General features: G+C 49.1%; 27 protein-coding genes. 25 read left to right on the top strand and 2 right to left on the bottom strand.

Features of this window, described 5'->3' with window-relative positions; genetic code table 11:
- Positions 1–7: 7 nt before the first annotated feature.
- From HDCHBGLK_RS15870 to HDCHBGLK_RS15855, 4 genes are all read left to right on the top strand, one after another.
- Complete coding sequence (locus HDCHBGLK_RS15870) at positions 8–775, top strand: ABC transporter ATP-binding protein (RefSeq protein WP_004606775.1); 768 nt, start codon at positions 8–10, stop codon at positions 773–775.
- Entirely contained in the window at positions 765–2,828 is a 2,064-nt protein-coding gene (locus tag HDCHBGLK_RS15865) for an ABC transporter permease (protein ID WP_004606776.1), read from the top strand. Before HDCHBGLK_RS15870 ends, HDCHBGLK_RS15865 begins: the two co-directional genes overlap by 11 nt.
- Before the next feature lie 3 nt (positions 2,829–2,831).
- The gene (locus HDCHBGLK_RS15860) at positions 2,832–3,668 is read left to right on the top strand and encodes a CPBP family intramembrane glutamic endopeptidase (RefSeq protein WP_004606777.1); all 837 of its coding nucleotides are present in this window, start codon (positions 2,832–2,834) and stop codon (positions 3,666–3,668) included.
- Positions 3,669–3,806: 138 nt separating this feature from the next.
- A complete protein-coding gene (locus tag HDCHBGLK_RS15855) occupies positions 3,807–4,277 on the top strand; it encodes an RNA polymerase sigma factor (protein WP_004606778.1) in 471 nt (156 codons plus the stop codon).
- Positions 4,278–4,572: 295 nt separating this feature from the next.
- Here HDCHBGLK_RS15855 and tnpA read toward each other — a convergent pair whose 3' ends face one another.
- A complete protein-coding gene (gene tnpA / locus HDCHBGLK_RS15845) occupies positions 4,573–5,001 on the bottom strand; it encodes an IS200/IS605 family transposase (RefSeq protein ID WP_004605464.1) in 429 nt (142 codons plus the stop codon).
- A gap of 46 nt (positions 5,002–5,047) precedes the next feature.
- On the opposite strand from tnpA, the gene HDCHBGLK_RS15840 reads away from it, so the two are divergent.
- From HDCHBGLK_RS15840 to HDCHBGLK_RS15805, 8 genes are all read left to right on the top strand, one after another.
- Complete coding sequence (locus HDCHBGLK_RS15840; protein ID WP_004605940.1) at positions 5,048–5,962, top strand: hypothetical protein; 915 nt, start codon at positions 5,048–5,050, stop codon at positions 5,960–5,962.
- 112 nt (positions 5,963–6,074) lie between these two features.
- Entirely contained in the window at positions 6,075–6,557 is a 483-nt protein-coding gene (locus HDCHBGLK_RS15835; RefSeq protein WP_230104398.1) for an RNA polymerase sigma factor, read from the top strand.
- Positions 6,547–7,077, top strand: a complete 531-nt coding sequence (locus tag HDCHBGLK_RS15830; protein WP_004605942.1) for a hypothetical protein — start codon at positions 6,547–6,549, stop codon at positions 7,075–7,077. Before HDCHBGLK_RS15835 ends, HDCHBGLK_RS15830 begins: the two co-directional genes overlap by 11 nt.
- 146 nt (positions 7,078–7,223) lie before the next feature.
- The gene (locus HDCHBGLK_RS15825) at positions 7,224–7,874 is read left to right on the top strand and encodes an HAD family hydrolase (RefSeq protein ID WP_009248468.1); all 651 of its coding nucleotides are present in this window, start codon (positions 7,224–7,226) and stop codon (positions 7,872–7,874) included.
- A 99-nt stretch (positions 7,875–7,973) separates the two neighbouring features.
- Positions 7,974–8,471 (top strand): acetolactate synthase small subunit, encoded by a 498-nt coding sequence (ilvN, locus tag HDCHBGLK_RS15820; protein WP_039909481.1) that lies wholly within the window; start codon positions 7,974–7,976, stop codon positions 8,469–8,471.
- Positions 8,472–8,559: 88 nt separating this feature from the next.
- Positions 8,560–9,579 (top strand): ketol-acid reductoisomerase, encoded by a 1,020-nt coding sequence (gene ilvC / locus HDCHBGLK_RS15815; protein WP_004605945.1) that lies wholly within the window; start codon positions 8,560–8,562, stop codon positions 9,577–9,579.
- Positions 9,580–9,771: 192 nt separating this feature from the next.
- A complete protein-coding gene (locus HDCHBGLK_RS15810; RefSeq protein WP_004605946.1) occupies positions 9,772–10,413 on the top strand; it encodes a phosphoribosyltransferase in 642 nt (213 codons plus the stop codon).
- A 56-nt stretch (positions 10,414–10,469) separates the two neighbouring features.
- A complete protein-coding gene (locus tag HDCHBGLK_RS15805; protein ID WP_004605947.1) occupies positions 10,470–11,120 on the top strand; it encodes a phosphoribosyltransferase in 651 nt (216 codons plus the stop codon).
- A gap of 86 nt (positions 11,121–11,206) precedes the next feature.
- On the opposite strand, the gene rpsT is transcribed toward HDCHBGLK_RS15805, so the two are convergent.
- Positions 11,207–11,470 (bottom strand): 30S ribosomal protein S20, encoded by a 264-nt coding sequence (gene rpsT, locus HDCHBGLK_RS15800; RefSeq protein ID WP_009248471.1) that lies wholly within the window; start codon positions 11,468–11,470, stop codon positions 11,207–11,209.
- A 184-nt stretch (positions 11,471–11,654) separates the two neighbouring features.
- Here rpsT and gpr point away from each other — a divergent pair, with 184 nt between their 5' ends.
- The 13 genes from gpr (at position 11,655) to truB (ending at position 26,533) form a co-directional block, all read left to right on the top strand.
- On the top strand, positions 11,655–12,644 hold the full coding sequence (gene gpr / locus HDCHBGLK_RS15795; RefSeq protein WP_004605949.1) for a GPR endopeptidase: 990 nt from the start codon (positions 11,655–11,657) through the stop codon (positions 12,642–12,644).
- Between the two features lie 76 nt (positions 12,645–12,720).
- Positions 12,721–13,902 (top strand): stage II sporulation protein P, encoded by a 1,182-nt coding sequence (locus HDCHBGLK_RS15790; RefSeq protein WP_009248472.1) that lies wholly within the window; start codon positions 12,721–12,723, stop codon positions 13,900–13,902.
- A gap of 123 nt (positions 13,903–14,025) precedes the next feature.
- A complete protein-coding gene (locus HDCHBGLK_RS15785; RefSeq protein WP_009248473.1) occupies positions 14,026–15,948 on the top strand; it encodes a DNA gyrase/topoisomerase IV subunit B in 1,923 nt (640 codons plus the stop codon).
- A gap of 20 nt (positions 15,949–15,968) precedes the next feature.
- Positions 15,969–18,206 carry a DNA gyrase/topoisomerase IV subunit A gene (locus HDCHBGLK_RS15780; protein WP_004605952.1) on the top strand — a complete coding sequence of 746 codons (2,238 nt, stop codon included), beginning with the start codon at positions 15,969–15,971 and terminating at the stop codon, positions 18,204–18,206.
- 23 nt (positions 18,207–18,229) lie between these two features.
- Positions 18,230–19,099 (top strand): NAD(+) diphosphatase, encoded by an 870-nt coding sequence (gene nudC / locus HDCHBGLK_RS15775; protein WP_004605953.1) that lies wholly within the window; start codon positions 18,230–18,232, stop codon positions 19,097–19,099.
- Positions 19,100–19,235: 136 nt separating this feature from the next.
- Positions 19,236–19,703, top strand: coding sequence for a ribosome maturation factor RimP (locus HDCHBGLK_RS15770; protein ID WP_004605954.1), 468 nt, complete (start codon positions 19,236–19,238; stop codon positions 19,701–19,703).
- An 18-nt stretch (positions 19,704–19,721) separates the two neighbouring features.
- Positions 19,722–20,918: a transcription termination factor NusA gene (gene nusA, locus HDCHBGLK_RS15765; protein ID WP_004605955.1), complete on the top strand. Its 1,197-nt coding sequence runs from the start codon at positions 19,722–19,724 to the stop codon at positions 20,916–20,918.
- A gap of 32 nt (positions 20,919–20,950) precedes the next feature.
- On the top strand, positions 20,951–21,205 hold the full coding sequence (gene rnpM, locus HDCHBGLK_RS15760; protein WP_004605956.1) for an RNase P modulator RnpM: 255 nt from the start codon (positions 20,951–20,953) through the stop codon (positions 21,203–21,205).
- Positions 21,192–21,515: a L7Ae/L30e/S12e/Gadd45 family ribosomal protein gene (locus HDCHBGLK_RS15755; protein WP_004605957.1), complete on the top strand. Its 324-nt coding sequence runs from the start codon at positions 21,192–21,194 to the stop codon at positions 21,513–21,515. The genes rnpM and HDCHBGLK_RS15755 overlap by 14 nt, the downstream gene beginning before the upstream one ends.
- A gap of 14 nt (positions 21,516–21,529) precedes the next feature.
- Positions 21,530–24,232 (top strand): translation initiation factor IF-2, encoded by a 2,703-nt coding sequence (infB, locus tag HDCHBGLK_RS15750; protein WP_004605958.1) that lies wholly within the window; start codon positions 21,530–21,532, stop codon positions 24,230–24,232.
- 42 nt (positions 24,233–24,274) lie between these two features.
- Positions 24,275–24,658: a 30S ribosome-binding factor RbfA gene (gene rbfA, locus HDCHBGLK_RS15745; protein WP_004605959.1), complete on the top strand. Its 384-nt coding sequence runs from the start codon at positions 24,275–24,277 to the stop codon at positions 24,656–24,658.
- Positions 24,648–25,607 (top strand): DHH family phosphoesterase, encoded by a 960-nt coding sequence (locus tag HDCHBGLK_RS15740; protein WP_009248478.1) that lies wholly within the window; start codon positions 24,648–24,650, stop codon positions 25,605–25,607. Before rbfA ends, HDCHBGLK_RS15740 begins: the two co-directional genes overlap by 11 nt.
- 14 nt (positions 25,608–25,621) lie before the next feature.
- Positions 25,622–26,533 (top strand): tRNA pseudouridine(55) synthase TruB, encoded by a 912-nt coding sequence (gene truB, locus HDCHBGLK_RS15735; RefSeq protein WP_004605961.1) that lies wholly within the window; start codon positions 25,622–25,624, stop codon positions 26,531–26,533.
- The last annotated feature ends 12 nt before the right edge of the window (positions 26,534–26,545 follow it).

Here is a 26,545-nt window from a genome sequence, read left to right as displayed (position 1 = left end):
CAGGAATATGAATGACTATATACGCGTGTGCGACGTGGAAAAATATTACGGGAATGGCTCCAATGTGACGAAGGCCATAGACCGGGTCAGTTTCCAGGTGGCAAAGGGAGAATTCGTGGGAGTCATGGGGGCTTCCGGATCGGGAAAGACGACTCTGCTTAATATGATGTCCACCATAGACCGCGTGACTGCGGGACATATCTATTACGGGGATGTTGACATCACGGAACTGTCGGAAGATGGCCTGTCTGATTTCCGCAAGGATAACCTGGGATTCGTATTCCAGGACTATAATCTGTTAGATACGCTTACGATTGAGGAAAATATCGTGCTTGCCATGACGCTTCATAAGGAGGGAAGGGATTCGATCAAGAAGAAATGCGCCCAGATGCTGCGTCTACTTGGAATCACGGATATAAAGGATAACTTTCCCTATCAGGTGTCAGGCGGGCAGAAACAGCGCTGCGCCTGCGCCAGAGCGCTGGTCAATAATCCCCGCCTGATTCTGGCGGATGAACCTACCGGGGCGCTGGATTCCAGATCAGCCCAGACGCTTCTGGAGACATTTTCTAATATGAACGCGTCGCTTAAGGCCACCATCCTGATGGTGACCCATGATGCATTTTCTGCCAGTTACTGCGGACGCATCCTCTTTTTAAAGGACGGAAAGATTTTTCACGAACTGATGCGCGGCTCCAAAAGCAGGAGGGAGTTCCTCAATGAGATTCTGGACGTCCTGGCGCTGACGGGAGGTGAGTTATCCGATGCTCGGTAAACTTGCCTTTCGCAATGTGAAACGTTCCGTCAAAGACTATCTGGTATATGTGCTCACCATGACCTTTGTGACGGCCCTTATGTTTGCGTTCAATAGCATCCTGTTTTCCAGGGATGTCCAGGAACTGTTCGAAGTTGCAGGGCTGATGGCGGCTATGGTGGGGATCGCCACATTTTTTATCGTGCTGATCGTGGCCTGGCTGGTCAATTATATGATAAGATTCATGCTGGAGAAGCGCAGCCAGGAATTTGGCATCTATCTGCTGCTGGGGATGAAGAAAAAGAAGATCGCAAGTTTGTACATGCGTGAAAATCTGTTGATGGGAACGGGCGCATTCTTTCTGGGAATGCTCCTTGGGACTTTGCTTCAGCAGATCATCATGTCCGTTCTCTACAGCATGATCCAGATGAAATACGACCTCCATCTGGAGTTCAATAGATACTGCATTCTGATGACTGCCGCATGCTATGCAGGCTGTTACCTGCTGGCGCTTTTCAGATGCCGCAGAAGATTTAAGAAAATGAACATCCATGACTTGATGAATGCCAATAAGCAGAATGAGGAGATCAAGGAATCCAACGAGAAGTTAAAAAGATGGCTTCTTCCGGTTTCCATTCTGTTCATGCTGGCATTTGGAGTCTTCCTGTTCTGCGGCCTGATTAATAATGCCGGGAGCGTAATTCTGTTTCTGGTGGGACTCATCCTGGTAATCTATCTGTTTTATACAGGGCTTTCCTCCTGGATCATCTGCTATGTCCGGGCAAAGGGAAAAGGAATTTATAAGGGCCAGAACCTGTTTCTGCTCAGGCAGTTTTCCTCCAAGCTTAAGACCATGCGTTTTACCATGGGGACGCTGACCTCCCTTTTTACCATCGCGTTCTTAGGCTGCTCCATAGCCATGATGTTCAGCGACTGGCAGAATCAGGTTCTGGGAGATAAATTCCCTTTTGACGTGCAGGTATACAGCGCTGACGTCAATGATGACTTCCAGGACGAACTGAAGATCATTGGCAAAGAATCGGATATAGAGGATGCCTTTATCTACCACATCTATGCGGGCCAGACCAATCAGGCAAACGCGTGGCTATATACGCATCTGGAAGTATTCGGGGATTCTTACTTGAATAGCGATGGAAGTCCGAATCTGAAAAAGATTGAGAAAAATCCGGAAGAATGCTACTGCAATTATGATACCTATATGGGTCTATCGGATTACAACCATCTTAGAAGGATGTTGGGATATAAAGAGGTAACGCTATCGGACGGCCAGTTTGCCATTCACATCAAGCAGCGCCTGAAAGATCAGGCAAAAGGCCTTGAGGATGCCATATCCATCAATGGGGAAAATGGGAAACTGAGTTTTGCGGGCTACTATACGGAAGCCTTTTCCCAGGATGGCCATAATGGAGGGGACTATGTCATCATCGTCCCGGATCAGGTGATTGTGGGCATGACTCCCTACTACAGCGAACTTGCGGTAGATATTAGAGGGGAGGCGCCGGAAGGCCTGGAGAATCGGCTGGATGATTTAAGCGACAATACAGATTTTGGCGGCCATGCCGAGATGAAAGGAAACAACTGCTACGGGACGGATACCATTGTCACATACTATGTCGTGAACCTGGTGCGGGATAATCTGATACCGGAAGTAAAGTATATGCTGTCCCCCATCATATTCCCAGCGTTCTATGTTGGCCTGGTGTTCCTGTGCGTGGCTTTGACGGTGCTGTCCGTCCACCAGTTAAGCGATTCTGCAAAGTATAAGTTCCGGTACAGCGTGCTCAAGAAGATCGGGCTAAGCAGGAGAGAGGTATCCAGGCTGATCCTGAAGCAGCTGTTCGGATATTACCTATGCCCGGCGCTCTTTGCGGCGCTGATCAGCGGCATCGTGGCAGTATTTATCAGCAACATCTTCATTTTCTATACAGGCGTAAGCACCTCGGTGTTCCAGTATTTTGCCATCTCCCTGGCGTTGTTTATGGGAATCTATATTCTGTATTTCCTGACGACTTATGTCGGATTCAAGCGAAATGTTGAAAGTAGGGAGGGCTAGGATATGCATAAGAAAAATATCTGGGTTTGCATCCTGATATCCATCCTGATTCTGGTCGCAGCGCAGACTGTCTCTCTGCTGATCGCAAGTGCAGCCTGTGCTGCAGGGCTGCCGGTTCCGGCGGGAAATATCCTGGCAGCCCTGCTCTATGCAGCCCTTGCTTTGTGGGGAATCCGCGTGCTTGGGAGGAAGGGACTTAAGATGCGTCCTTCCTCCCTGGGGCTTTCGCCAGTCAGGATCCGGCCGGTATGGGGCGTGGCGGCAGTTCTGCTTCCGCTGGCTGTATGCGGCATCTGCCTGCTGCTGCCCGGACACTTTGAAGCGGTTACAGCTAGGCAGGCGGACGTTGTCTTGATCTTAAGCGGCGCGGCCTATTATGGGATCGCAGCGGCGGTTGTGGAGGAGGCCGTATTCAGAGGGGCCATCCTCAAAAGCCTGGAGAGCAGATGGAACCGAAAGGCAGCGGTCCTGGCCTCGTCGGTCTTATTCGGGGCAGTCCATATGCTGGGAGCAAGTTTAAGCCTCGTGTCAGCCGTGCAGTTGCTTCTGGCCGGTACGGCAGTCGGAATCCTGTTTGCACTGATCGCTTATGAAAGCGGCAGCATCTGGAGCGGCGCGCTGGTACACGGCATCTGGAACCTGTTTATGGTCAGCCGGATCTTGAGTATCGGCCCGGAGGCGGACGCATCGTCCATCTTCAGTTATGTGTTGGAGGTAAAGAATCCCCTGCTCACTGGAGGGGATTTCGGAATAGAGGCATCGGTCATAGCCATGATGGCATATGCGGGGCTGGCGGCAGTTGCGTATAGCATGATACGAAGAGAGAGATTAAAGATATAGCGTAAGAACAGAAAAACTTGGCAATGAAACGGCGTGGTATCAAAAGGTACCGCGCTATAGTTTTCGATTTTTTTCTATCTATGCAACCGCCAGGCCGGATGTTGTGTATACTATAATAAAGAGAAGGCAGGTGATAGAATGTACGAGCAACGATTACTGGAACAGTTAAAGGGACGGAATGAAATTGCGCTTGAAGAAGCGGTTTCTGTCTATGAGGCGTACATATCAGCCATCGTTTTCCGCATTATCGGCAGCGCGATGGCAAGGGAAGATCTGCAGGAAGTGGTCAATGATACATTCTATAGCCTGTGGATAAATGCAGAACGGATCGATCTTGATAAAGGCAGCCTTAGAGCATACCTGGCCGCCATTGCCAGGAACAAGGCAAAAAATAAGCTCCGGGAGCATAAGACGCAGACGCTTCTTATCCAGGAGACGGATCAGGTGGAAGTGACGGATTTCTGTCTGGGCCTGGAGAAGGAGGAACGGGTGAAGATCTTGAAGGATGCATTGGACATGCTGAAGAGAGATGAAAGAGAAATCACCAAACTGATGCGCGCAAGGAAGAAGCTTAAGATCCATCTGAGGGAAAGGGGGATATGTCAATGAAAGAGAAGATTACAGACCTGTTTGACGATATTCCTGTAGAACTGCTGGATGAGATAGAAGTTCAGAAAGGAAATGGTCATGGGAGGAAGAAAGGAATCTATATTCCCAAATGGGCCGCAGTCCTGGTGATCGGGCTTCTCTGCCTGTTTGCGGGAACGGCAGGGTACGCGGCGATCAAGCACCCGGACCTAAGTTACAACCACCACTTCAAGTGGTGGTTTAGCCTTAGCCCTCCAAAGGGCTATTGTTACTGCTCGCCCCGAAGGGCGGTATCGCAAGCACTTTTACTGGTCCGCTATAAAGCGGCACCTCTTGAATCTTCTTTTCTTGAATCCTCTGCTTGCTCTTTAATATACTTCTGTACTGCTTCGTCTGTAATATTACCAATTGTTTCTACGTAATACCCTCTTGCCCAAAATGCCTTATCCCACTTACTTTGTAATTCGGGATGCCTATCATATAGCATTAATGTACTTTTTCCTTTCAAATATCCCATGAAATCTGATATACTGATTTTAGGTGGAATCGCTACACTTAAATGTACATGATCATCGCATACTGCTCCTGCTACTATTTCCACATTTTTATAGCGGCATAAGATGCTAAGTATTTCTCGTACATCAACTTTCAATTTCCCATATAACACTTTCTTGCGATACTTAGGTATAAAAACTACATGGTACTGGCATTTCCATCTTGTGTGTGATAAACTCTTATTGTCCATAAGGACCACCTCCTATGTTTGAGTTTGGCTTGCGATACCATTCTCATTGTATCATAGGAGGTTTTTTATTGATATCATACACGCTTCTGCTTACTCCATTCTCCCCAGCATAGCTGGGGGATTAGGATTTTCATTTAAAACGTATTTTGGCAGCGGCGACGGACAGATAGAAAAGGATCTGATGCAGGAGCAGTACCATGAGGCCAGGAATAAGGATTACTGTCTGCGGGTGGAGGACGTGCTGGCAGATGGAGATATCAAGTATATTCTCGTCTCAGTGGAGGCCTTGAATGCAGACAGCCAGAAGGCGCTTAAGGAGAGCGAGACATTCCCCGTCATCCGGATTACCGGAGATTCGAAGAAAGGCACTGGCTCAGGAGGAGGTGCATATGAATATGACCAATACCCGGACGATGAGAAGAAATACTTCATGTTCGAGTGGAACAGCGCGGGCAGCAACTGTACGATCCTGTATGCGGATGGAATGCCCTCCATGCCAGGCCAGGACTGGCTCGATGAGCATGGCGACGAGATTCTGAAGATATCTTTTAAACTGCATAAGAAAAAGGATAAGGCCATCGCGGTCGTTCCATACAAGAACCAATTCCCTGATCATATAGGCTTCGACAGGGTGGAGATCCGCAGGATGAGCGTCAGGGTCTCCGGGGAGTCGAGAAAGGCGGATGACAGTTCCGGCAGCATGGGAGGATGGGAGTATTATTACCCCACCGTTACGGCAGTGCTTGAGGATGGAACCAGCGTCAAAATCATGAAAGGCAACATGGGATATGAGGAGGCCGGGACGGACAGGACACATCCATACGGGGGCGCCAGTGGAAGTTATAGCGAGGGAAGGGACGGAAAGATGAAGATAGAATATATGGTCAAATTCAGAAAAGCGCTGGACATTGACAAAATCGACAAGGTTATGATCAACGATACGGAATATGACGTAAAATAATATTTAAAAAATGAGATATTTTCTCCTTCTGCAAGGTATGATAGGTGAAAGGCTTTTCAAAAAAGAAGAAACTGCTTGCGGGGTGTGGCTGTTGGAAGAAGGAAAATATATTGTGGCTGTTGAAACGAATAAGGATATGGTATACCGTATTGCATTGCATGACTGTCGGAACCGGCACGATGCAGAAGACATTATGCAGATCGTGTTTCTCAAACTGTACCGCTCAGCGGTGGCATTTGAAAGCCCGGAGCATTTGAAGAACTGGCTGATACGGGTGACGGTGAATGAATGCAGGCGAATGTACGTCTCCCCCTGGAAGAAGCATGAGGAATGCCGGGAATACCTTCCCGAAGAAAGCGCGGCCTGGGGCTTTGATTCAGAGGAAGCAAGGAGGGATCAGGAGATTCTTCAGGCAGTCATGGCTCTGCCAAGGAAATACAGAGTGCCGGTCTACCTGTATTATTATGAGGGATACCAGGCGGCGGAGATCGCCATCCTGCTAAAGAAGAATCCTTCCACCATACAGACGCGGCTGATGCGGGCAAGGAAGCATTTAAAAATATCGTTGGAGGAGGCAGGAATATATGGAAGATAGATTTCCAGAAGAAGAATACAGGAGAGTGTGCAGCGCCCTGAAACCCTCCTTCCAGGCAGAACAGGAGGTCGTGAATATGGCAGAGCCGGGGAAAAGGCCATGGCGCAAGAAGAAGGCATTCGTCACGCTGGCAGCCGTGCTGGCACTGACGCTATCCGTATCCATCGTGTCGGTTGCGGCTACGGACGGCAAGATCGTAGAGGAAGTGAAGGACAAGGTAAGCTTGTGGTTTCGGAATCTTACGCTGGATGAAGAGGCGTCAACGCCAGATCATATGGTGCTTCGGGCGGAAGACGGGACGTACATTACCATTGATCAGGATGAACGGAATCCAAAACTGGTGTACCACGAAGACAGCAAGTCATTGGGACTGGCGATTGGCGGCCAGGAGATCGACATTACGGAAGAATTGCTGGAAGACGGCGTATATACGACGGAATATACTTATGAAGGCAAGACGTATGGCGTTACGATCCAGGGAGAATTAGAGACGGCGCAGATGAAAGTAGAGCCGCAGTAAGAAGATGGGATAGCGGGAACCTTCCGGCAAACGGAGGCTCCCGCTATTTTTGCGGCAGCCGGACGCAGAATTGCCGCTTGCAGAAGCGGCTGGAACATACTATAATCAAGGTCAGATTACATGTCAGGCAAAAGGAAGGAGTTAAGATGGAAAAAAGATATGACACATTTTTCTTTGATTTAGATGGGACGATCACAGATTCTTCCCTGGGAATCACGAATTCCGTAATGTATGCATTAAAAAAATACGGGATCGTGGAGACGGACAGGCGCAAATTGTACAAGTTTATCGGTCCGCCGCTTACGGATTCCTTCCCAAGATTCTATGGATTCTCCGAGGAACAGACCTTAGAGGCGATCGGCTACTACCGGGAGTATTATAAAGACAGAGGAATTTTTGAAAACCGGGTATACGATGGATTCGAGGCGGTGGCAAGCAAACTGAAGGAAGATGGAAAGACGCTGGTGGTGGCCACGTCAAAGCCGGAGCCCTTTGCGAGGCAGATCATAGAACACTTCGGGCTGTCGCCTTATTTTGACTACGTGGCAGGCATGGAGCTTGATGGCGGCCGGGGTACGAAGGCGGAGGTGATCCGTTATGCGCTTTCAAACTGCCGGACATCCGAGCGATCCAAGGTGCTGATGATCGGCGACCGGGAGCATGATGTGGCTGGGGCAAAGGAAAATGATATCCACTGCCTGGGAGTGCTGTATGGATTCGGAAGCCGCGAAGAATTGGAGGCAGCTGGCGCGGACTATATCACGGAGGATGTGGAAGGAATATTGGAATTTCGTTAAAATCTCCGCCATCCTATTGACAAATCCAAAAGATGTTGTTATGATTAAAAAACAGAACGCACTCTGTTTTTGAAAACGCAAATGGGAAAGAGGTGCAATATGCAAAGAGTTTATTCATTAATCGTCGACAATAATCCCGGCGTCTTAAGCCGTATCGCAGGACTGTTCAGCAGGCGCGGATACAGTATTGACAGTATCACGGCGGGCGTGACGGCAGATCCGAGATTTACAAGGATTACCATTGTTGCAAGCGGAGATGAGTTGATCTTGTCCCAGATTGAAAAACAGGTAAGGAAACTGGAAGATATCATCAAGATCAAGGTGCTTAAGCCAAGCGAGTCTGTCTACAGGGAACTGATCATGGTCAAGATCCGTGCCAATGCGGCCCAGAGATCAGAGATCATCTCTATCGCGGACATATTCCGGGCTAAGATCGTAGATGTGGAGAAGGAGTCTTTGATGGTAGAGCTTACCGGCATCCAGTCTAAGCTGGACGCTTTTTTAAATCTTCTGGACGGCTATGAGATCCTGGAACTTGCCAGGACGGGAATTACCGGGCTTTCCCGGGGAATCAAGGATGTTACATACATTGACTAGAGGCGCATTTTAAATGGGAGCAGATGATTTGTCCGCCCTTATTTAACAATACAAATTCAATTTAATCAAAAATAGGAGGAATGCTAATATGGCAGCAAGAATTTATTATCAGGAAGATTGTAACTTATCATTACTGGAAGGTAAGACAATCGCAATTATCGGCTACGGAAGCCAGGGACATGCGCATGCGCTCAACTTAAAGGAATCCGGATGCAACGTTATCATCGGCCTTTACGAAGGAAGCAAGTCCTGGGCTAAGGCAGAGGCGCAGGGACTGAAGGTGTACACCGCAGCCGAGGCGGCAAAGCAGGCAGACATCATCATGATCCTGATCAACGATGAAAAGCAGGCGGTAATGTACAAAAAAGACATCGAGCCAAACCTGGAAGAAGGCAATATGCTGATGTTCGCGCATGGCTTCGCAATCCACTTCGGACAGATCGTTCCGCCGGCAAATGTGGATGTTACAATGATCGCTCCAAAGGCTCCGGGACACACGGTAAGAAGCGAATACCAGGCTGGAAAAGGAACTCCTTGCCTTGTTGCGGTAGAGCAGGATTATACAGGAAAAGCGCTTGATAAGGCGCTTGCATATGCGCTTGGAATCGGCGGAGCAAGAGCCGGCGTTCTTGAGACTACATTCAGGACAGAGACAGAGACAGACCTTTTCGGCGAACAGGCAGTACTTTGCGGCGGCGTTTGCGCATTGATGCAGGCAGGCTTCGATACATTGGTAGAAGCAGGATATGACCCGAGAAATGCTTACTTCGAGTGCGTTCACGAGATGAAGCTGATCGTTGACCTGATCTATGAGTCCGGATTTGAAGGAATGAGATACTCTGTCTCCAATACGGCGGAATATGGCGATTATATCACAGGACCAAAGATTATCACAGATGAGACAAAGAAGGCAATGAAGAAGATACTTGCAGACATCCAGGATGGCTCATTCGCAAAAGAGTTCTTATTGGATATGTCACAGGCAGGCGGACAGGCGCACTTCAGAGCTATGAGAAAGTTGGCTACAGAGCATCCGTCAGAAAAAGTTGGCAAGGAAGTCAGAAGCCTTTACAGCTGGAGCGACTCCGAGAAGCTGATCAACAACTAGGAAGCATAGAAGGTACATATAAGAACTGGCCCCGTACTCCAATGGAGTATGGGGCTTTTGTAATGAGTGCAGGCCAGGATATAGAAGATTCTGAAAAATGAAGAAATATTGCTGTATTTCTGATATCAGTATGCTAAAATGAAGGTAACAGATAAGGAACGGATGACAATAGAAGAGAAAGGAGAGTGAACTATGGACGTGAATTTACGTGATCTTCGGTCAGTCAGGAATCCAAAGGTGCGCATCAAGATCATGCAAGGGCATTTCGCGAGGAGCCATTCCCATGTGAATACCTACATTGATATCTCCACCATCAAATCCAGGTGCGATCATGCCAGGGAAGCGGCCAGGATGCTGACGGAGCCATATCTGTCATCGGCGGAAGTGGATACCATCGTATGCCTGGACGGCATGGAAGTGGTGGGAGCCTTTATGGCGGAACTGCTTGCCGCGCCGGGGTCCGTGTCGGTAAACCGGGGGAAGAATATCTCTATTGTAGCACCCGAATCAAACCAGCTGGGACAGATGATGTTCCGGGACAATACCAAGCGCATGGTTGGTGGACAGAACGTGCTGATTCTGGCGGGCTCGTTAAATACCGGAAAGACGATGCTTCAGGCAATTGATACCATCCTTTATTACGGCGGGAATGTGAACGGCGTATGCTCGATATTCAGCGCAGCATCAAAAGTTGCAGGACTGGATATCCATGCGGCCTTTACTACGGCGGATATCCCGGATTACCAGGTATACCCAAGCCATGCCTGCCCGCTGTGCAAAGCAGGAGTAAAGGTGGATGCCATCGTCAATAGTTACGGATATTCCGAACTATAGGCACCGCATGCATTTTATGTCAATAAACTATCATATTTTACAGGGAGGAAAGAGCAATGGACAAGACAATGGAAGGGTTCGAAGACCTACGCTCTAATAAGAACCCGAAAGCGCGCATCAAGGTAATGAAAGGGCATTTCGCTACAAGCAATTCGCATCTGAATACTTATATCGATATGTCTACGGTCAAGACCAGGCATCACAATTCCAGGGAGGCAGCCAGAGTGCTGGCCAATGAGTATCTGAACAATACTTATGTGAACACGATCGTGTGTCTGGATGAGACGGAAGTGATCGGAACATTTCTGGCAGAGGAACTGGCAGACACCAGCAGGCTGTCACTCAGCGCCGACAATAATATCTCCGTCATAACGCCGGAGTACAACACTCTGGGACAGATCATGTTCCGGGATAACAAGCAGCGCATGATCGAAAATCAGCAGGTATTGATTCTTGCCGCTTCCGTCACTACAGGCAAGACGATTAGTAAAGCCATAGAGTCCATCCTATACTATGGAGGAACTGTGTGCGGAGTCAGCGCCATCTTCAGCGCCGTTACTAAGGTGGCAGGCATGGAGATTAAGACCATATTCACCAGCAAGGACATTCCGGATTACAGGGCCTATGAACCCAGCGACTGCCCGATGTGCAAGGCAGGCCAGAGAGTAGAGGCGATCGTCAACAGTTTTGGATATTCCAAGCTGTAGCAGATATTAGGAAACGCGATTTCCTGTCGCATAAAAAAAACAGCCATTGACGGTATGGCTGTTTTTTGCATGCAACTCTCTATCTATTAAGCAATTCCGTTAACGGCTTTTGTTAAACGGGAAATCTTTCTAGAGCATGTGTTTTTGTGATAAACACCCTTGCTTCCTGCTTTGTTGATTTCAACGATAGCAACTTTTAATGCTGCTTTAGCAGCTTCAGCATCTTTGTTTGCGATAGCTGTTTCAACTTTCTTTACGCAAGTTTTTACCTTAGATTTGATTGCTTTGTTTCTAGCAGCTTTTGTTTCGTTTACTAAAATTCTTTTCTTTGCAGATTTGATATTAGCCAATTTGTCCACCTCCAATATCCTATATTTCGATTTTCTCGATTCCAGTTCGTTAGAGCCGGACACGGACGATCTAACGAAACACACTAATTTATTTTAGGACACAGAAAGAATTCTGTCAATACATATTTCTCAAAATATTGCAAAAACTAGCAAATAAATTATGACTAAAGTGAGGATGTAAGGGATGATTGAGAAGTATAGCATCAGAACAGACCTGGCTCTCGAGCAGAAAGAGAGATTCGAGTCGGACAATGTAGAAGTACAAGGCGTCGTGCTGGAAGAAGATTACGACGAGGAGAGGGAGATCAAGGTGACCACTGTAAAGATCGAGACAGAGAATGGCGCTAAGACGATGGGAAAGCCGGTCGGCACGTACATCACCATGGAGGCGCCGAACATGGCGGTGCCGGATGAAGACTATCACCAGGAGATATCAAACGAGCTGGCAAAATTCCTGGAGCGGTTCATAAAAAGCGACAAGGAAGAATATTCCGTGCTTGTGGTGGGGCTTGGCAACCGGAAAGTGACCCCGGACGCTCTTGGGCCGTACGTGGTGGATAATCTTAATATTACCCGGCACATCATCAGAGAATATGGCAGATATGCCATGGGAGAAGATGCAGTCAACTTAATCAGCGCTATCGTCCCCGGAGTCATGGGGCAGACAGGCATGGAGACGGTAGAGATCATCAAGGGCATCGTCAAAGAGACGAAGCCGGACATCATCATTGCCATTGACGCGCTTGCGGCCAGAAGTTCCAGAAGACTAAACCGTACCATCCAGATTGCGGATACCGGCATCAATCCTGGATCAGGCGTAGGCAATCACCGCAATGCCATCACTAAAGAAACGGTAGGCGTCCCGGTCATTGCAATCGGCGTTCCCACGGTCGTAGATGCAGCTACGATCGTCAACGATACCATGGAGAATCTGATAGCCGCACTGGAAAGTTCAGAGACCTTAAGAGGGGTGGGCGTGGTCATGCAGGGCTATAATGCGGCGGAAAAGTATGAACTGGTCAAAGAACTGATATCACCGCACCTAAACGGCCTGTTCGTAACGCCAAAGGACATCGACGAGACGGTAAAGCGCATCAGCTTCACCATATCCGAGGCATTGAATCTGCTGTTTTCCAAAGGACATGCACATATTAAGGAAAATAGCGTCATATAGTATTAAGACACAAAATATATGATGTGCTGCCCGCTTTATGCAGTGGGCAGCGTTTTCTTAAAGCGGAGTGGATAATGTGGGACAAAAACAGCGGATCAGCCGTATCATGATAGCGGCCATCGCAGGAATCCTGGTTCTGTATGCGTTTATGCAGGTATCCCTGCATCCGGTAAAGAAGGTGCAGGATGGAATCAACCGTTTCCTGATGGAGAAGTCAGAAGAAACGTATCTGACCGGGTTCGCCTATCTGGAAGGCGGCAAAGAGGCATCCTTTTCAGAATGGGTGACAGAAAGCGCTATGAAACTGGTGCCTCTTGGAACCTATGTGGAGGGCAAGGCATCCGTCCATGCGGATGTGGAAGATGAGGAGACGTACGCGATGATTCTGGCCCAACAGGCCAATGATGAAAATGCGGTGGATGAAAACGGGCAGCTGGTGGGAGGCGATGACAAGGAAGAGGAAGTCGCACAGACATCCGGAACGCCAATTGATACCTCCATGGAAAATCTGAAAAATTTTGAATACCTGGTAGGAAACTTCTATACGATAGATGGAAATACGATGGCAGACGGGGATCTGCTCAATGCAGAGAATCTAATGGGAAAAAACCTGAAGATCGACCAGGCTTCAGGAGGTCCGAAGGTGCTGATCTACCATACGCATTCCCAGGAGGCGTTTGCGGATTCGACAGAGGGCGACGCCAGCACCACCATCATGGGGATGGGCGCCTATCTCTCAGACCTGTTAAATAATACATACGGGATCGAGACCTTGCACCACGAAGGAGTGTATGACCTGGTGGACGGAAAACTTGACCGAAGCATGGCATACCAGCTGGCGGAGCCGCAGATCCAGAATATTCTTGCCGAGAATCCCAGCATCGAGGTGGTCATCGACCTTCACCGGGACGGCGTGGCAGAAGGGACTCATCTGGTGACGGAGATCAACGGCAGGCCTACGGCGCAGATCATGTTCTTTAATGGGCTTAGCCGTACCAAGGCCAATGGCAATATAAGTTATCTGGCCAATCCATACATAGAGGATAACCTGGCATTCTCTTTGCAGATGCAGATTGCGGCAGCCAATAAGTATCCGGGATTTACCCGGCATATCTATCTGAGAGCCTACCGCTATAACATGCATTTAAAGCCGAAGACTCTGCTGATAGAGGCTGGAGCCCAGACGAATACGGTGGAGGAAATGCGCAATGCCATGGAAGTGCTGGCAGATACACTAGATCATGTACTTACAAAATAAAAATTGTTTGATTAATACAATATTTCGTGCTAATATATTGGCAATATGGAAAAGTGTGCCCAATGGGGCACTTTTCCACGTTCTAGAATATGTAGGAATATACAGTGGAAAGGATATATGAGAATGGCTAAGAAAAATACATACGATGCAGACAGTATTTCCATACTGGAAGGACTGGAAGCGGTACGGAAAAGGCCGGGAATGTATATAGGAAGCGTTTCCACCAAAGGATTGAACCATCTGATCTACGAGATGGTGGACAATGCGGTGGACGAGCATCTCGCAGGCTACTGCAGCGAGATCAGGGTGACACTTGAAAAGGATGGATCGGCCACCATCTCGGATAACGGGCGCGGCGTTCCGGTAGATCTTCACGCAACCGGAGTTTCCGCAGAGCGCGTGGTATATACGACGCTTCATGCCGGAGGTAAATTCGATGATTCGGCTTATAAGACCAGCGGAGGGCTTCACGGTGTCGGATCTTCCGTAGTCAACGCGCTGTCAACGTATATGGATGTGGAGGTCAGTCGTGACGGCTATATCCATCATGACAGGTATGAGAGGGGAAAGCCGGTGATCGAACTGGAGGACGGACTGCTCCCCACCATAGGCAAGACCCGTAAGACAGGGACGAAGGTAAACTTTCTTCCGGATGATACCATATTTGAGAAGACCAGGTTCCGGGCCGAAGAAGTCAAAAGCCGCATGCATGAGACCGCATATCTGAATCCGGACCTTACGATTATATTCGAGGACAGGCGGGGCAGCGAGACGGAGCATATCGTATATCATGAGCCGGAGGGAATCTTAGGATTCATAGAAGACCTCAATTCCAAGAAGGAAGCCGTCCACGAACCCGTATATTTCAAAGGCGAGTCCGATGGCATCGAAGTGGAAGTGGCGTTCCAGTATGTCAATGAATTCCATGAAAATGTCCTGGGATTCTGTAACAATATCTATAACGCGGAAGGCGGAACCCATCTGACCGGGTTCAAGACTACCTTTACCACAGTCATTAACCAGTATTCCAGGGAACTGGGGATCTTGAAGGAGAAGGATGCGAACTTCACAGGCGCGGACATCCGAAACGGTATGACGGCGATCATCTCCATCAAACATCCAGACCCCAGATTTGAAGGACAGACGAAGACGAAATTGGACAACCCTGACGCGGCAAAAGCGTGCAGCAAGGTGACCAATGATGAGATCATCCGCTATTTTGACCGGAATCTGGATAATCTGAAGAAGGTGATCAGCTGCGCGGAGAAGGCGGCGAAGATCCGCAAGACGGAAGAGAGGGCCAAGACTAATCTTCTAACAAAGCAAAAGTATTCTTTTGACAGTAACGGGAAACTGGCAAATTGCGAGAGCAAGGATGCCGGGAAGTGCGAGATATTCATCGTGGAGGGAGACTCGGCCGGAGGCTCTGCTAAGACGGCCAGAGACAGGATGTACCAGGCAATCCTGCCGATCCGGGGAAAAATCTTAAATGTAGAAAAGGCCAGCATAGACAAGGTTCTGGCTAACGCGGAGATCAAAACGATGATCAATGCCTTTGGCTGCGGCTTTTCCGAAGGATATGGCAATGATTTCGATATTACGAAGTTGCGCTATGACAAGATCATCATCATGGCCGATGCGGATGTGGACGGCGCGCATATCTCTACGCTGCTTTTGACTTTGTTCTATCGATTTATGCCGGAACTGATCTATGAAGGACATGTGTATATAGCCATGCCTCCTCTGTATAAGGCTATGCCGAAGAAGGGAGAGGAAGAGTATCTCTATGACGACAAGGCACTGGAGCGATACCGTAAGACCCACGATGGCCCATTCACCCTCCAGAGATATAAGGGACTTGGAGAGATGGACGCGCAGCAGCTCTGGGAGACCACTTTGAATCCGGAGACCAGGATGCTCAAACTGGTGGAAATCGAGGACGCCAGGATGGCATCCGGCGTAACAGAGATGCTGATGGGGAGCGAGGTTCCCCCAAGAAGGACATTTATCTATGAAAATGCTACGGAAGCAGAACTGGATATATAGCGAGGTAAGGAGAGGGAAAGATGCAGGATTCACAAATCATAAGAACCGAATACTCTGATGTGATGAAGAAGTCATACATCGACTATGCCATGAGCGTCATCGTGGCCAGGGCCCTTCCGGATGTGCGGGACGGGCTTAAGCCGGTCCAGAGGCGCACACTCTATGACATGTACGAACTGGGTATCCGGTATGACAGGCCCTATAGAAAATGCGCCCGTATCGTGGGGGATACCATGGGTAAATACCACCCCCACGGAGACAGTTCCATCTATGAATCCCTGGTTGTCATGGCCCAGGAATTCAAAAAAGGAATGATCCTTGTGGACGGGCACGGAAACTTCGGGTCCATAGAAGGGGACGGCGCTGCAGCCATGCGTTATACAGAGGCGCGCCTGGCCAAGATCACCCAGGACGCATATCTTGCCGATCTGGACAAGGACATTGTGGACTTTATGCCCAACTTTGACGAGACGGAGAAGGAGCCGGAGGTGCTTCCAGTGAGGATTCCCAATCTTCTGGTCAATGGAGCGGAAGGGATTGCAGTCGGAATGGCGACCAGCATCCCCACCCACAATTTGGGAGAGGTGATCGAGGCGGTCAAAGCCTATATGAAGAATGACGATATCAGCACGAAGCAGCTGATGAAATATATCAAGGGACCAGACTTCCCCACAGGGGGAATCGTGGTCAACAAGGACGAATTGCTGAATATCTACGAAGCAGGCAGCGGAAAGATCAAGATCCGCGGCAAAGTAGAGGTCGAGGAGATGAAAGGCGGCAAGAACCGCCTGGTCATCACAGAGATCCCATATACCATGATCGGCGCGGGCATCGGCAAGTTCCTCAACGACGTCTGCGCTCTGGTGGAGAGCAAGAAGACCAGCGACATCGTGGACATATCCAACCAGTCATCCAAAGAGGGCATCCGCATCGTCATCGAACTGAAGCGGGGCGCGGATGTAGAGAATCTGACCAACATGCTCTATAAGAAGACCCGCCTGGAAGACACCTTTGGCGTTAATATGCTGGCGGTTGCAAACGGGCGGCCGGAGACGATGGGGCTTAAGAAGATTATCGAGCACCACGTGGACTTCCAGTTCGAGCTGGCTACCAGGAAATACCAGAATCTTCTGAAAAAGGAGCAGGACAGAAAAGAGATCCAGGAAGGGCTGATCAAGGCCTGCGATGTGATTGACCTGATCATCGAGATCTTAAGGGGAAGCCAGTCCGTAAAAGATGCCAAAGCCTGCCTGACCAACGGGGTGACGGAGAATATCAAGTTCAAGTCCAGCATATCAAAGAAGATGGCAGCCATGCTGCGCTTTACAGAGAGACAGGCCACGGCGATCCTGGAGATGCGCTTATATAAATTGATCGGCCTGGAATTGGAAGCCCTAATGAAAGAGCATGAAGAGACGCTTAAGAACATCGCCAGGTATGAAGATATCCTGAACAACTATGATTCTATGGCGGAAGTCATCATGGCGGATCTGGACAAGATTAAAAAAGAATTCGCCAGAAAGAGGCGCACAGCCGTTGAGAATGCCGAAGAGGCGGTTTATGAGGAAAATAAGATCGAGGAGCAGGAAGTCGTATTCCTGATGGACCGATTTGGCTATGCCAAGACGGTAGATACGAATATCTACGAGCGGAACAAAGAAGCCGCGGATGCGGAGAACAAGCATGTGCTTTCCTGCATGAACACAGGGAAACTGTGCATCTTTACAAATACTGGGAAGATGCATCAAGTCAAGGTGCTGGATCTGCCTTATGGAAAGTTCAGGGACAAGGGGCTTCCCATCGATAATGTAAGCAATTACGACAGCACCCAGGAAAACATCGTCTATATCTGCGACGCGGAACAGATGCGCTACGCAAGGCTGCTTTTTGCGACGAAGCAGGGGATGATTAAAAAAGTAGAAGGAAATGAATTCCAGGTGGCTAAGCGCACCATCGCGGCCACTAAGCTTCAGCCGGAGGACGAGCTGATCAGCGTGCAGGTGGTCACCGACAACCAGCAGGTCGTCCTGCAGACCAAAGAGGGCTATTTCCTCCGCTTCCCGGCACAAGAAGTGTCCGGGAAGAAGAAGGGAGCCATCGGCGTCAGAGGGATCAAACTGAGGAAGAATGATGAATTGGAACATGCGTACCTGTTTGAGGAAGGTACGGAGGCCAAGGTCATCTTTGGCGAAAAAGAAGTGACGCTTAACCGTCTGAAAGTGGCAAAAAGAGACGGGAACGGCACAAAGGCCAGATAAAAAACATAAGGAGACCACTAGTTATGATACAGGATATTGAACCACATGAATACCGGAATGAATACCAGCCGCTGAAGCCGGATAAAGACAGCATCTTCCTCGCCTACAGAGGCAGGACTATCCTGGCCGCAATGGAAGGGCGGCAGATCCATTTCCCTACATTTGACGAAATGGAAGCCTATATGGGCAAACAGAAACTATACGAAGACTATACCTATCTCTTTGCCATTGACGGCATGAGATTCTATCTGGGAAATCCGCTGGGCATCTCAGAAGAGGATCAGGATATTGATTTCAGGAAGATCAAAGGATACGAAATGCTGGATACCCAGACGCTGCGGGAGGGAGGGCCAAAGTACCTGAACTTTGCAGGAGTCACCGGGTGGCAGCTGCACAGATGGTATACTAGCAGGAGATACTGTGGAAGATGTGGAAGCCCTATGGTAAAGGACGCCAAAGAGCGGATGATGTTCTGCCCCGAGTGCCATCTGATGGAATATCCTAAGATATCGCCGGCGGTCATCATCGCCGTGACCGATGGCAACAGAATCCTGATGTCCAAGTATGCCGGGCGGGAATATAAGAAATACGCCCTTCTGGCAGGATTCAACGAGATCGGGGAGACCATAGAGGAGACGGTAAAGAGAGAAGTCATGGAAGAGGTCGGCCTTCAGGTCAAGAATATTACCTACTATAAGAGCCAGCCATGGTCTTTTTCCGACACGCTGCTCATGGGATTCTTCTGCCAGCTGGACGGAGAGGATAAGATTACGCTTGACCAAGAGGAACTTGCGCTTGCCCAGTGGTTTGAGCGGGAGGAGATTCCAGTGAAGGAGGATGACTTAAGCCTCACCAATGAGATGATGATCGCGTTCAAGAATGGCAGGAAATAAGAGAATAAGAGAAATATATGAAAATCCCTTGCTTTTGCCAGGATATGGTGTTATACTAAACAACAGTTACATAAAGAAATCGGCAGAAGAGTGAACGCAAAGTTCACTCTTCTTTGTTGATAAGGAGGAAATTTATTTGTCAAAAAGAGAAATTTACGAACAGAAGACAGAAGCCATTCTGATGCCAATTGTAGAGGAGCACGGATTCGAATTGGTGGATGTAGAGTATGTAAAAGAAGGCGGTACCTGGTATCTTCGGGCCTACATTGATAAGCCGGGCGGGATCAACGTAGATGACTGCGAGGTGGTAAGCCGCAGGCTGTCAGACATCTTGGACGAGAAAGACTACATTGAGGAAGCATATATCCTGGAAGTCAGTTCCCCGGGCCTTGGAAGGCCTCTTAAGAAAGAAAAGGATTTTAAGAGAAGTCTGGGAGAAGAAGTAGATGTGAGGACATACCGTATGATAGAAAAGCAGAAGGAATTTACCGGACTGCTTAAGGATTACGATGATGCGACTGTTACCATCGAGATGGAGGATGGGACACTGAAAACATTTGAAAAAAGTGATATCGCGCTTATTCGTCTGGCGTTTGATTTTTAAATTAGGAGGAGAATAGTAATGAACACAGAATTATTAGAAGCGTTGAATATTTTGGAAGAGGAAAAGGATATCAGCAAAGAGACTTTGCTGGATGCTATCGAGAATTCTCTGCTGAATGCCTGCAAGAATCATTTTGGCAAGGCTGATAATATCAAATTAATCATGGACAGAACCACCTGTGACTATCAACTCTTTGCTGAGAAGACGGTAGTGGAAGATGTGGAGGATAAGTTAGAGCAGATCAGCCTGGAAGATGCAAAAGAGATCGACAGCCAGTATGAACTTGGCGATATTGTGCAGATCCCCATCGAGTCCAAGTCATTTGGCCGTATTGCCACGCAGAATGCCAAGAACCTGATCCTGCAGAAGATCCGCGAGGAAGAGAGGAAAGTCGTGTATGACCAGTATTTCGAGAAAGAGAAAGATATCGTCACAGGTATTGTTCAGCGTTATGTTGGCAAGAATATCAGCATCAATCTTGGCAAGGCGGACGCGATGCTGACAGAAAACGAGCAGGTGAAGGGCGAGGTATTCAAGCCTACCGAACGTATCAAATTATACGTAGTGGAAGTAAAGAACACGACCAAGGGGCCAAAGATTCTGGTTTCACGCACGCATCCGGAATTGGTAAAGCGTCTGTTTGAATCCGAGGTGATCGAGGTTAAGGAAGGAATCGTGGAGATTAAGAGCATTGCGCGAGAGGCAGGAAGCAGGACGAAGATTGCCGTATGGTCCAACGATCCGGACGTAGATCCGGTAGGCGCATGCGTCGGCATGAACGGGGCCAGAGTCAATGCCATCGTCAATGAACTGCGAGGCGAGAAGATCGACATTATTAACTGGAGCGACAATCCGGCTATCTTGATTGAGAATGCGTTAAGCCCGGCAAAGGTCATTTCTGTAATGGCCGATCCGGATGAGAAGGCGGCCAGTGTTATCGTCCCGGATTACCAGTTATCGCTGGCAATCGGCAAGGAGGGGCAGAACGCAAGGCTTGCTGCAAGGCTTACAGGATATAAGATCGACATCAAGAGCGAGACACAGGCCATCGAGTCAGGCGAACTTCCGGAGAACTATATGGAATTAAGCGAAGGCGTATATGAAGAAGAGATGTACGAAGAGCCTTATGAAGAAGATTACGAGGAAGGATATGAGGAAGACGCGTATCCGGAAGATGAGATAGAATTTGAAGAAGTAGATGATACAGAGGAATAGGTGATTGTTTGAGCGGAAATAAAAAGGTGCCCATGCGCAAGTGCGTGGGCTGTCAGGAAATGAAGAGTAAAAAAGAGATGATTCGTGTTATCAGGACTGCCGAGGGCGAATTTCTTCTGGATTCCACCGGAAGGAAGAATGGGCGCGGAGCATACATCTGTCCGGCCAAAGAATGCCTGGAAAAAGCCAGGAAGAGCAAAGGCCTGGAACGTTCATTCAAGCAGTCCATTCCGGAAGAAGTATATGATGCGCTGGAAAAGGAGATGGATATACTTGAATCAGAATAAGATACTGTCGCTCATTGGTCTGGCCACAAAGGCAGGAAGGACGGTAAGCGGGGAGTTCAGTACGGAAAAGGAAGTAAAATCCGGCAGGGCAGCTTTGGTGATCGTTGCCGATGATGCGTCTGATAACACGAAGAAAAAATTCAAAAACATGTGTGACTTTTATCACGTGCCAATCTATTTTTATAAAGATAAAGATACCTTGGGGCATGCAATGGGAAAACAGTTCCGGGCGTCCCTTGCGATATTGGATGAGGGATTTGCAAAAGGAATCAGGAAGCATATGGATACAGAAGAGAACACAATTGCATAGAGGAGGTAGTTAGTATGTCAAAAATCAAAGTATATGAATTAGCAAAGGAGTTGGATGTTCCAAGCAAGGAAGTCATCGAATTCCTTGGTGGAAAGAATATAGAAGTAAAGAACCACATGAGTTCCCTGGAGGATGCGGATGCCGATATGGCAAGAAAGGCATTGGCGAAAAGTAATAAGGATGCGGCTCCGAAGCCGGAGGCCGAGGCGCCGAAAAAGAAGAACATTGTTCACGTGTTCCGGCCCCAGAATACCCAGAATGGCGCAAAGCAGGGCAGAAGGCCGCAAGGACAGGGACGCCCGCAGCACAACCGTCAGGCACCACAGCAGGGAAGGCCGATGCAGGTCAATAATGGACGCCCTGCAAAACAGCAGGCCCGTCCGGCAGCGCCAGCCCAGGAGACTACCCAGCAGGCAAGGCCACAGGAGAGACCGGCAGATAAGTCCTTTGAGCAGGCAAAACGTCCGGCAGCCGCAAGCCAGGAAAGAGCCCAGACGCAGGAGAGGCAGGCAGAAAGACCGGCATCAGACAGAAGCCAGGCGCCAAGACGTCAGGAAAGAAGCGATGACCGCCGTCAGGATACCAGAGGAAATTCCGGAAATCGTCCGCAGGGAGGTCGTCCACAGGGAAATCGCCAGGATCGCCCGCAGGGAAGCCGTCCGCAGCAGGGAGGCCGTCCACAGGGAAATCGCCAGGATCGTCTGCAAGGCGACAGAAATCAGAGCCGCAAGCCAGGCGAAAGGCCGGACAGGCGCAATAACGACAGGAGAAGCAATGATGCCATTCCAGCGCCTGAAGCACCGGCACAGAAGCCGCAGCGCAGCAAGGTAAAGGGCAAAGACGATCATAAGAAGAAGGAGTACCGCCGCGGGGAAGAAGACGGGCTTGGAAAGGGCAAAAAAAAGAACGAGCCAAAGCAGCCGCTTCAGAAGCCGCAGCAAAGAGTGCAGAAAGTGGAAGAGCAGATTAAGTCGATCATCATTCCGGAAGTACTTACGATTCAGGAATTGGCAGATAAGATGAAGATCGTTCCTTCCGTGATTGTAAAGAAATTGTTCTTACAGGGCAAAATCGTTACGGTGAACCAGGAGATTGATTATGAGACCGCGGAAGAGATCGCGCTGGAGTTCGATGTCCTCTGCGAAAAGGAAGAAGTCATAGATGTAATTGAAGAACTATTGAAGGAAGAAGAAGAGGATGAGAAGAAGATGAAGAAGCGTCCTCCGGTAGTCTGCGTCATGGGCCACGTTGACCACGGCAAGACTTCCCTTCTGGATGCCATTCGCCATACCAATGTGATCGACAGGGAAGCCGGCGGAATTACGCAGCACATTGGAGCATATGTCGTAGAAGTAAACGGAGAAAAGATCACATTCCTGGATACGCCGGGACATGAGGCGTTCACGGCTATGCGTATGCGTGGCGCAAGTTCCACGGATATCGCGATTCTTGTAGTTGCTGCGGACGATGGCGTGATGCCGCAGACGGTAGAGGCGATCAACCATGCAAAGGCTGCTGGCGTAGAGATCGTGGTTGCCGTCAATAAGATTGATAAGCCAAGCGCGAACATCGACCGTGTAAAACAGGAATTGACCGAGTACGAGCTGATTCCGGAGGACTGGGGCGGCAGTACCATCTTTGTTCCGGTATCTGCCAAGACCGGAGAAGGCCTGGAAGATCTGATGGAAATGATCGTCCTTACTGCAGAGGTTATGGAATTGAAAGCCAATCCGAACCGCCGCGCAAGGGGACTTGTCCTGGAAGCCGAACTGGATAAAGGAAGAGGCTCTGTGGCCACAGTTCTGGTACAAAAAGGAACCTTAAGAGTCGGCGATTCCATCGCGGCAGGCTCCGCCCACGGCAAGGTAAGGGCCATGATGGATGACAAGGGAAGGCGCGTTAAGGAAGCCGGCCCATCTATGCCCGTGGAAATCCTTGGCCTCAATGACGTCCCAAATGCAGGAGAAGTATTCGTAGGATGTGCAAATGATAAAGAAGCAAGAAGCTTTGCGGAGACATTTATTTCTCAGAGCAAGGTAAGACTGCTGGAAGATACCAAATCCAAATTGTCCCTGGATGATCTGTTTACCCAGATTCAGGAAGGCAATCTGAAAGAACTTGGCATCGTTGTAAAAGCAGATGTTCAAGGCTCCGTAGAGGCAATCAAGCAGAGCCTTCTGAAACTGTCCAACGATGAAGTCGTAGTTAAGATCATCCATGGCGGCGTGGGCGCGATCAATGAGTCGGATGTAAGCCTGGCTTCCGCATCCAACGCCATCATTATCGGATTCAATGTCCGCCCGGACGCTACGGCAAAAGAGACTGCAGACCGCGAGGGAGTAGACCTTCGCCTGTACCGCGTAATCTATAACGCGATTGAAGATGTAGAAGCAGCGATGAAGGGAATGCTGGATCCAGTCTTTGAAGAAAAGGTTCTGGGCCATGCGGAAGTCCGCCAGATATTCAAGGCTTCCGGAGTGGGAACCATAGCCGGATCCTATGTCCTGGATGGCACGTTCGAAAGAGACTGCTCTGTCCGCATTACAAGGGATGGAATCGTCATATTCGAAGGCCCTCTGGCATCCCTGAAGCGCTTTAAAGATGATGTAAAAGAGGTTAGAGCAGGATATGAATGCGGATTTGTATTCGCCAACTTTAATGATGTAAAAGAAGGCGACATCGTCGAAGCATTCAAGATGGTCGAGATTCCCAGATAATTCGTGGCTCTGGCCGTCTCCCTGCGGAAAAGAGGGAGTAAAATGAGAAAAAGAAGTATAAAGAATACAAGAGTCAGCACAGAAGTGCAGCGGGAACTGAGCAATATCATAAGAGGCGGAATCAAAGATCCCCGCGTAGCGCCCTGGACTTCCGTGGTCACGGCAGAAGTGGCTCCGGATCTGAAGACCTGCAAGGCTTATATCAGCGTGCTGGGCGATGCGCATGAGCAGGAAGAGACCATCAAAGGGCTGCAGAGCGCGGAGGGATATATCCGCCGGGAACTGGCACGCACGCTGAATCTGCGCAATACGCCGGAGATCCGGTTCGTGCTGGACCAGTCGATTGAATATGGAGTAAATATGTCCAAGAAGATCGATGAAGTGACAAAGGGATTAAAATCAGAGGGTGATGCAGATGCTGAATAATATTCTTGGTGAGGCTTTTCGTATTGCGATTGGCGGCCACGTGCGTCCGGATGGGGACTGCGTAGGCTCCTGCATGGGGCTTTATCAGTACATTAAGGAGAATTATAAAGACAGGCGTGTAGACGTCTATCTGGAGGAGATACCGGAGGCCTATCGGTGCATAGAGGCCACAAAAGACATTAAGCATGAGGTGCCGGAAAATACAAAATATGATTTGTTCATCTGCCTGGACTGCGGCGACAAGGATCGGCTTGGATTCTCGGCTTTACTGCTTGATCAGGCAGTACGCACCTGCTGTATCGACCATCATATCAGCAATACGGAATTTACCGACTATAATTATATCGTGCCGGATGCCAGTTCCACATCGGAACTGATCTATAATCTGCTGGATGAAGAGAAGATTACGCTTGGGGTGGCAGAGGCTTTGTATCTTGGAATCGTGCATGATACGGGAGTATTCCAGTATTCCTGCGCGGGCCCTTCTACGTTTTTGACAGCGGCAAAACTGCTGGAAAAGGGCGTGGACGCGCCGCGTATCATTCAGGATACGTATTATGAGAAGACCTATGCCCAGAACCAGATTCTTGGCAGGGCATTGCTGGAAAGCATCCTGTTCATGGAAGGCAGATGCATTGCATCCTATATCACAAAGAACACTATGGACTTCTATGGCGTAGACCCCAAGGATCTGGACGGTGTGGTAAGCCAGCTGCGTGTTACGAAAGGCGTGGAAGTGGCGATCTTTATGTACGAGTTGGAGACCAACTTATATAAAGTCAGCCTGCGCTCCAAGTATGACGTGGATGTAAGCAAAGTAGCACAGTACTTTGGCGGCGGCGGGCACAAGAAGGCGGCAGGCCTTACGATGACAGGAACGCCCCACGATGTGCTTTGCAATCTGGCAAGGCAGATTGAACTTCAGATTGAAACTACATTAGATAAATAGGATGGGAGAACTATATGATACACGGCGTGTTAAATGTGTATAAGGGAAAAGGGTATACATCCCATGACGTTGTGGCGAAACTCAGAGGAATCACAGGGCAGAAGAAAATTGGGCATACGGGTACGCTGGACCCGGATGCTACCGGCGTCCTGCCGGTATGTCTGGGAAAAGCCACAAAATTGTGCGATATGCTGACGGATAAGGACAAGACCTATGAAGCCGTTCTTCTGCTGGGCGTATCTACCGATACGCAGGATGCAGGGGGCGAGGTTCTTGGCACGTCCGATACGGCAGGCCTTGGCGAAAAGGAGGTTCGGGAGGCGATACAAAGCTTCGTGGGCGGATACGACCAGGTTCCGCCGATGTATTCGGCGCTGAAAGTAGGCGGGAAGAGATTATATGAACTTGCAAGAGAAGGCAAGGTGGTGGAGCGAAAGGCACGCCCGGTGGATATTTACCAGATCCGTGTGCTTAAGATGGATCTTCCCAGGGTATGGATGGAAGTCTCCTGTTCCAAAGGGACTTATATCCGTACACTATGCCATGATATCGGCGAAAAGTTAGGCTGCGGCGGCTGTATGGAGGAACTGTTCCGTACAAAAGTCAGCAGTTTTCTCTTGTCAGACAGTCTGACGCTTGCGGACATCAATAAGAGGATGCAGGAGGGAACGCTAGGGGAAGTCCTGGTGCCGGTAGATGCCATGTTTGGCGGATATCGGAAGATTGTGGTAAAGGAGCCGTGGATATCCCTGGCCAGAAATGGAAACTCCCTGCCCATAAAGGCGGTGACTGGCGGGGAAGGGATAGAAGACGGGGAAGAGGTAAGGCTGTATAACGAGGCCGGACAGTTTATCGCAATCTATGCCTGGAAGGAAGAGAGAAAAGAATATCACATCGTAAAGATGTTTTTTAACGAATATATCTAACGGTTAAGAGGG

Source organism: [Clostridium] scindens ATCC 35704 (assembly GCF_004295125.1).
In the GTDB taxonomy this organism is placed as follows: domain Bacteria; phylum Bacillota; class Clostridia; order Lachnospirales; family Lachnospiraceae; genus Clostridium_AP; species Clostridium_AP scindens.
Note: the sequence above shows the minus strand (reverse complement) of the source record. Positions and strands in the feature narration are given on the sequence as shown.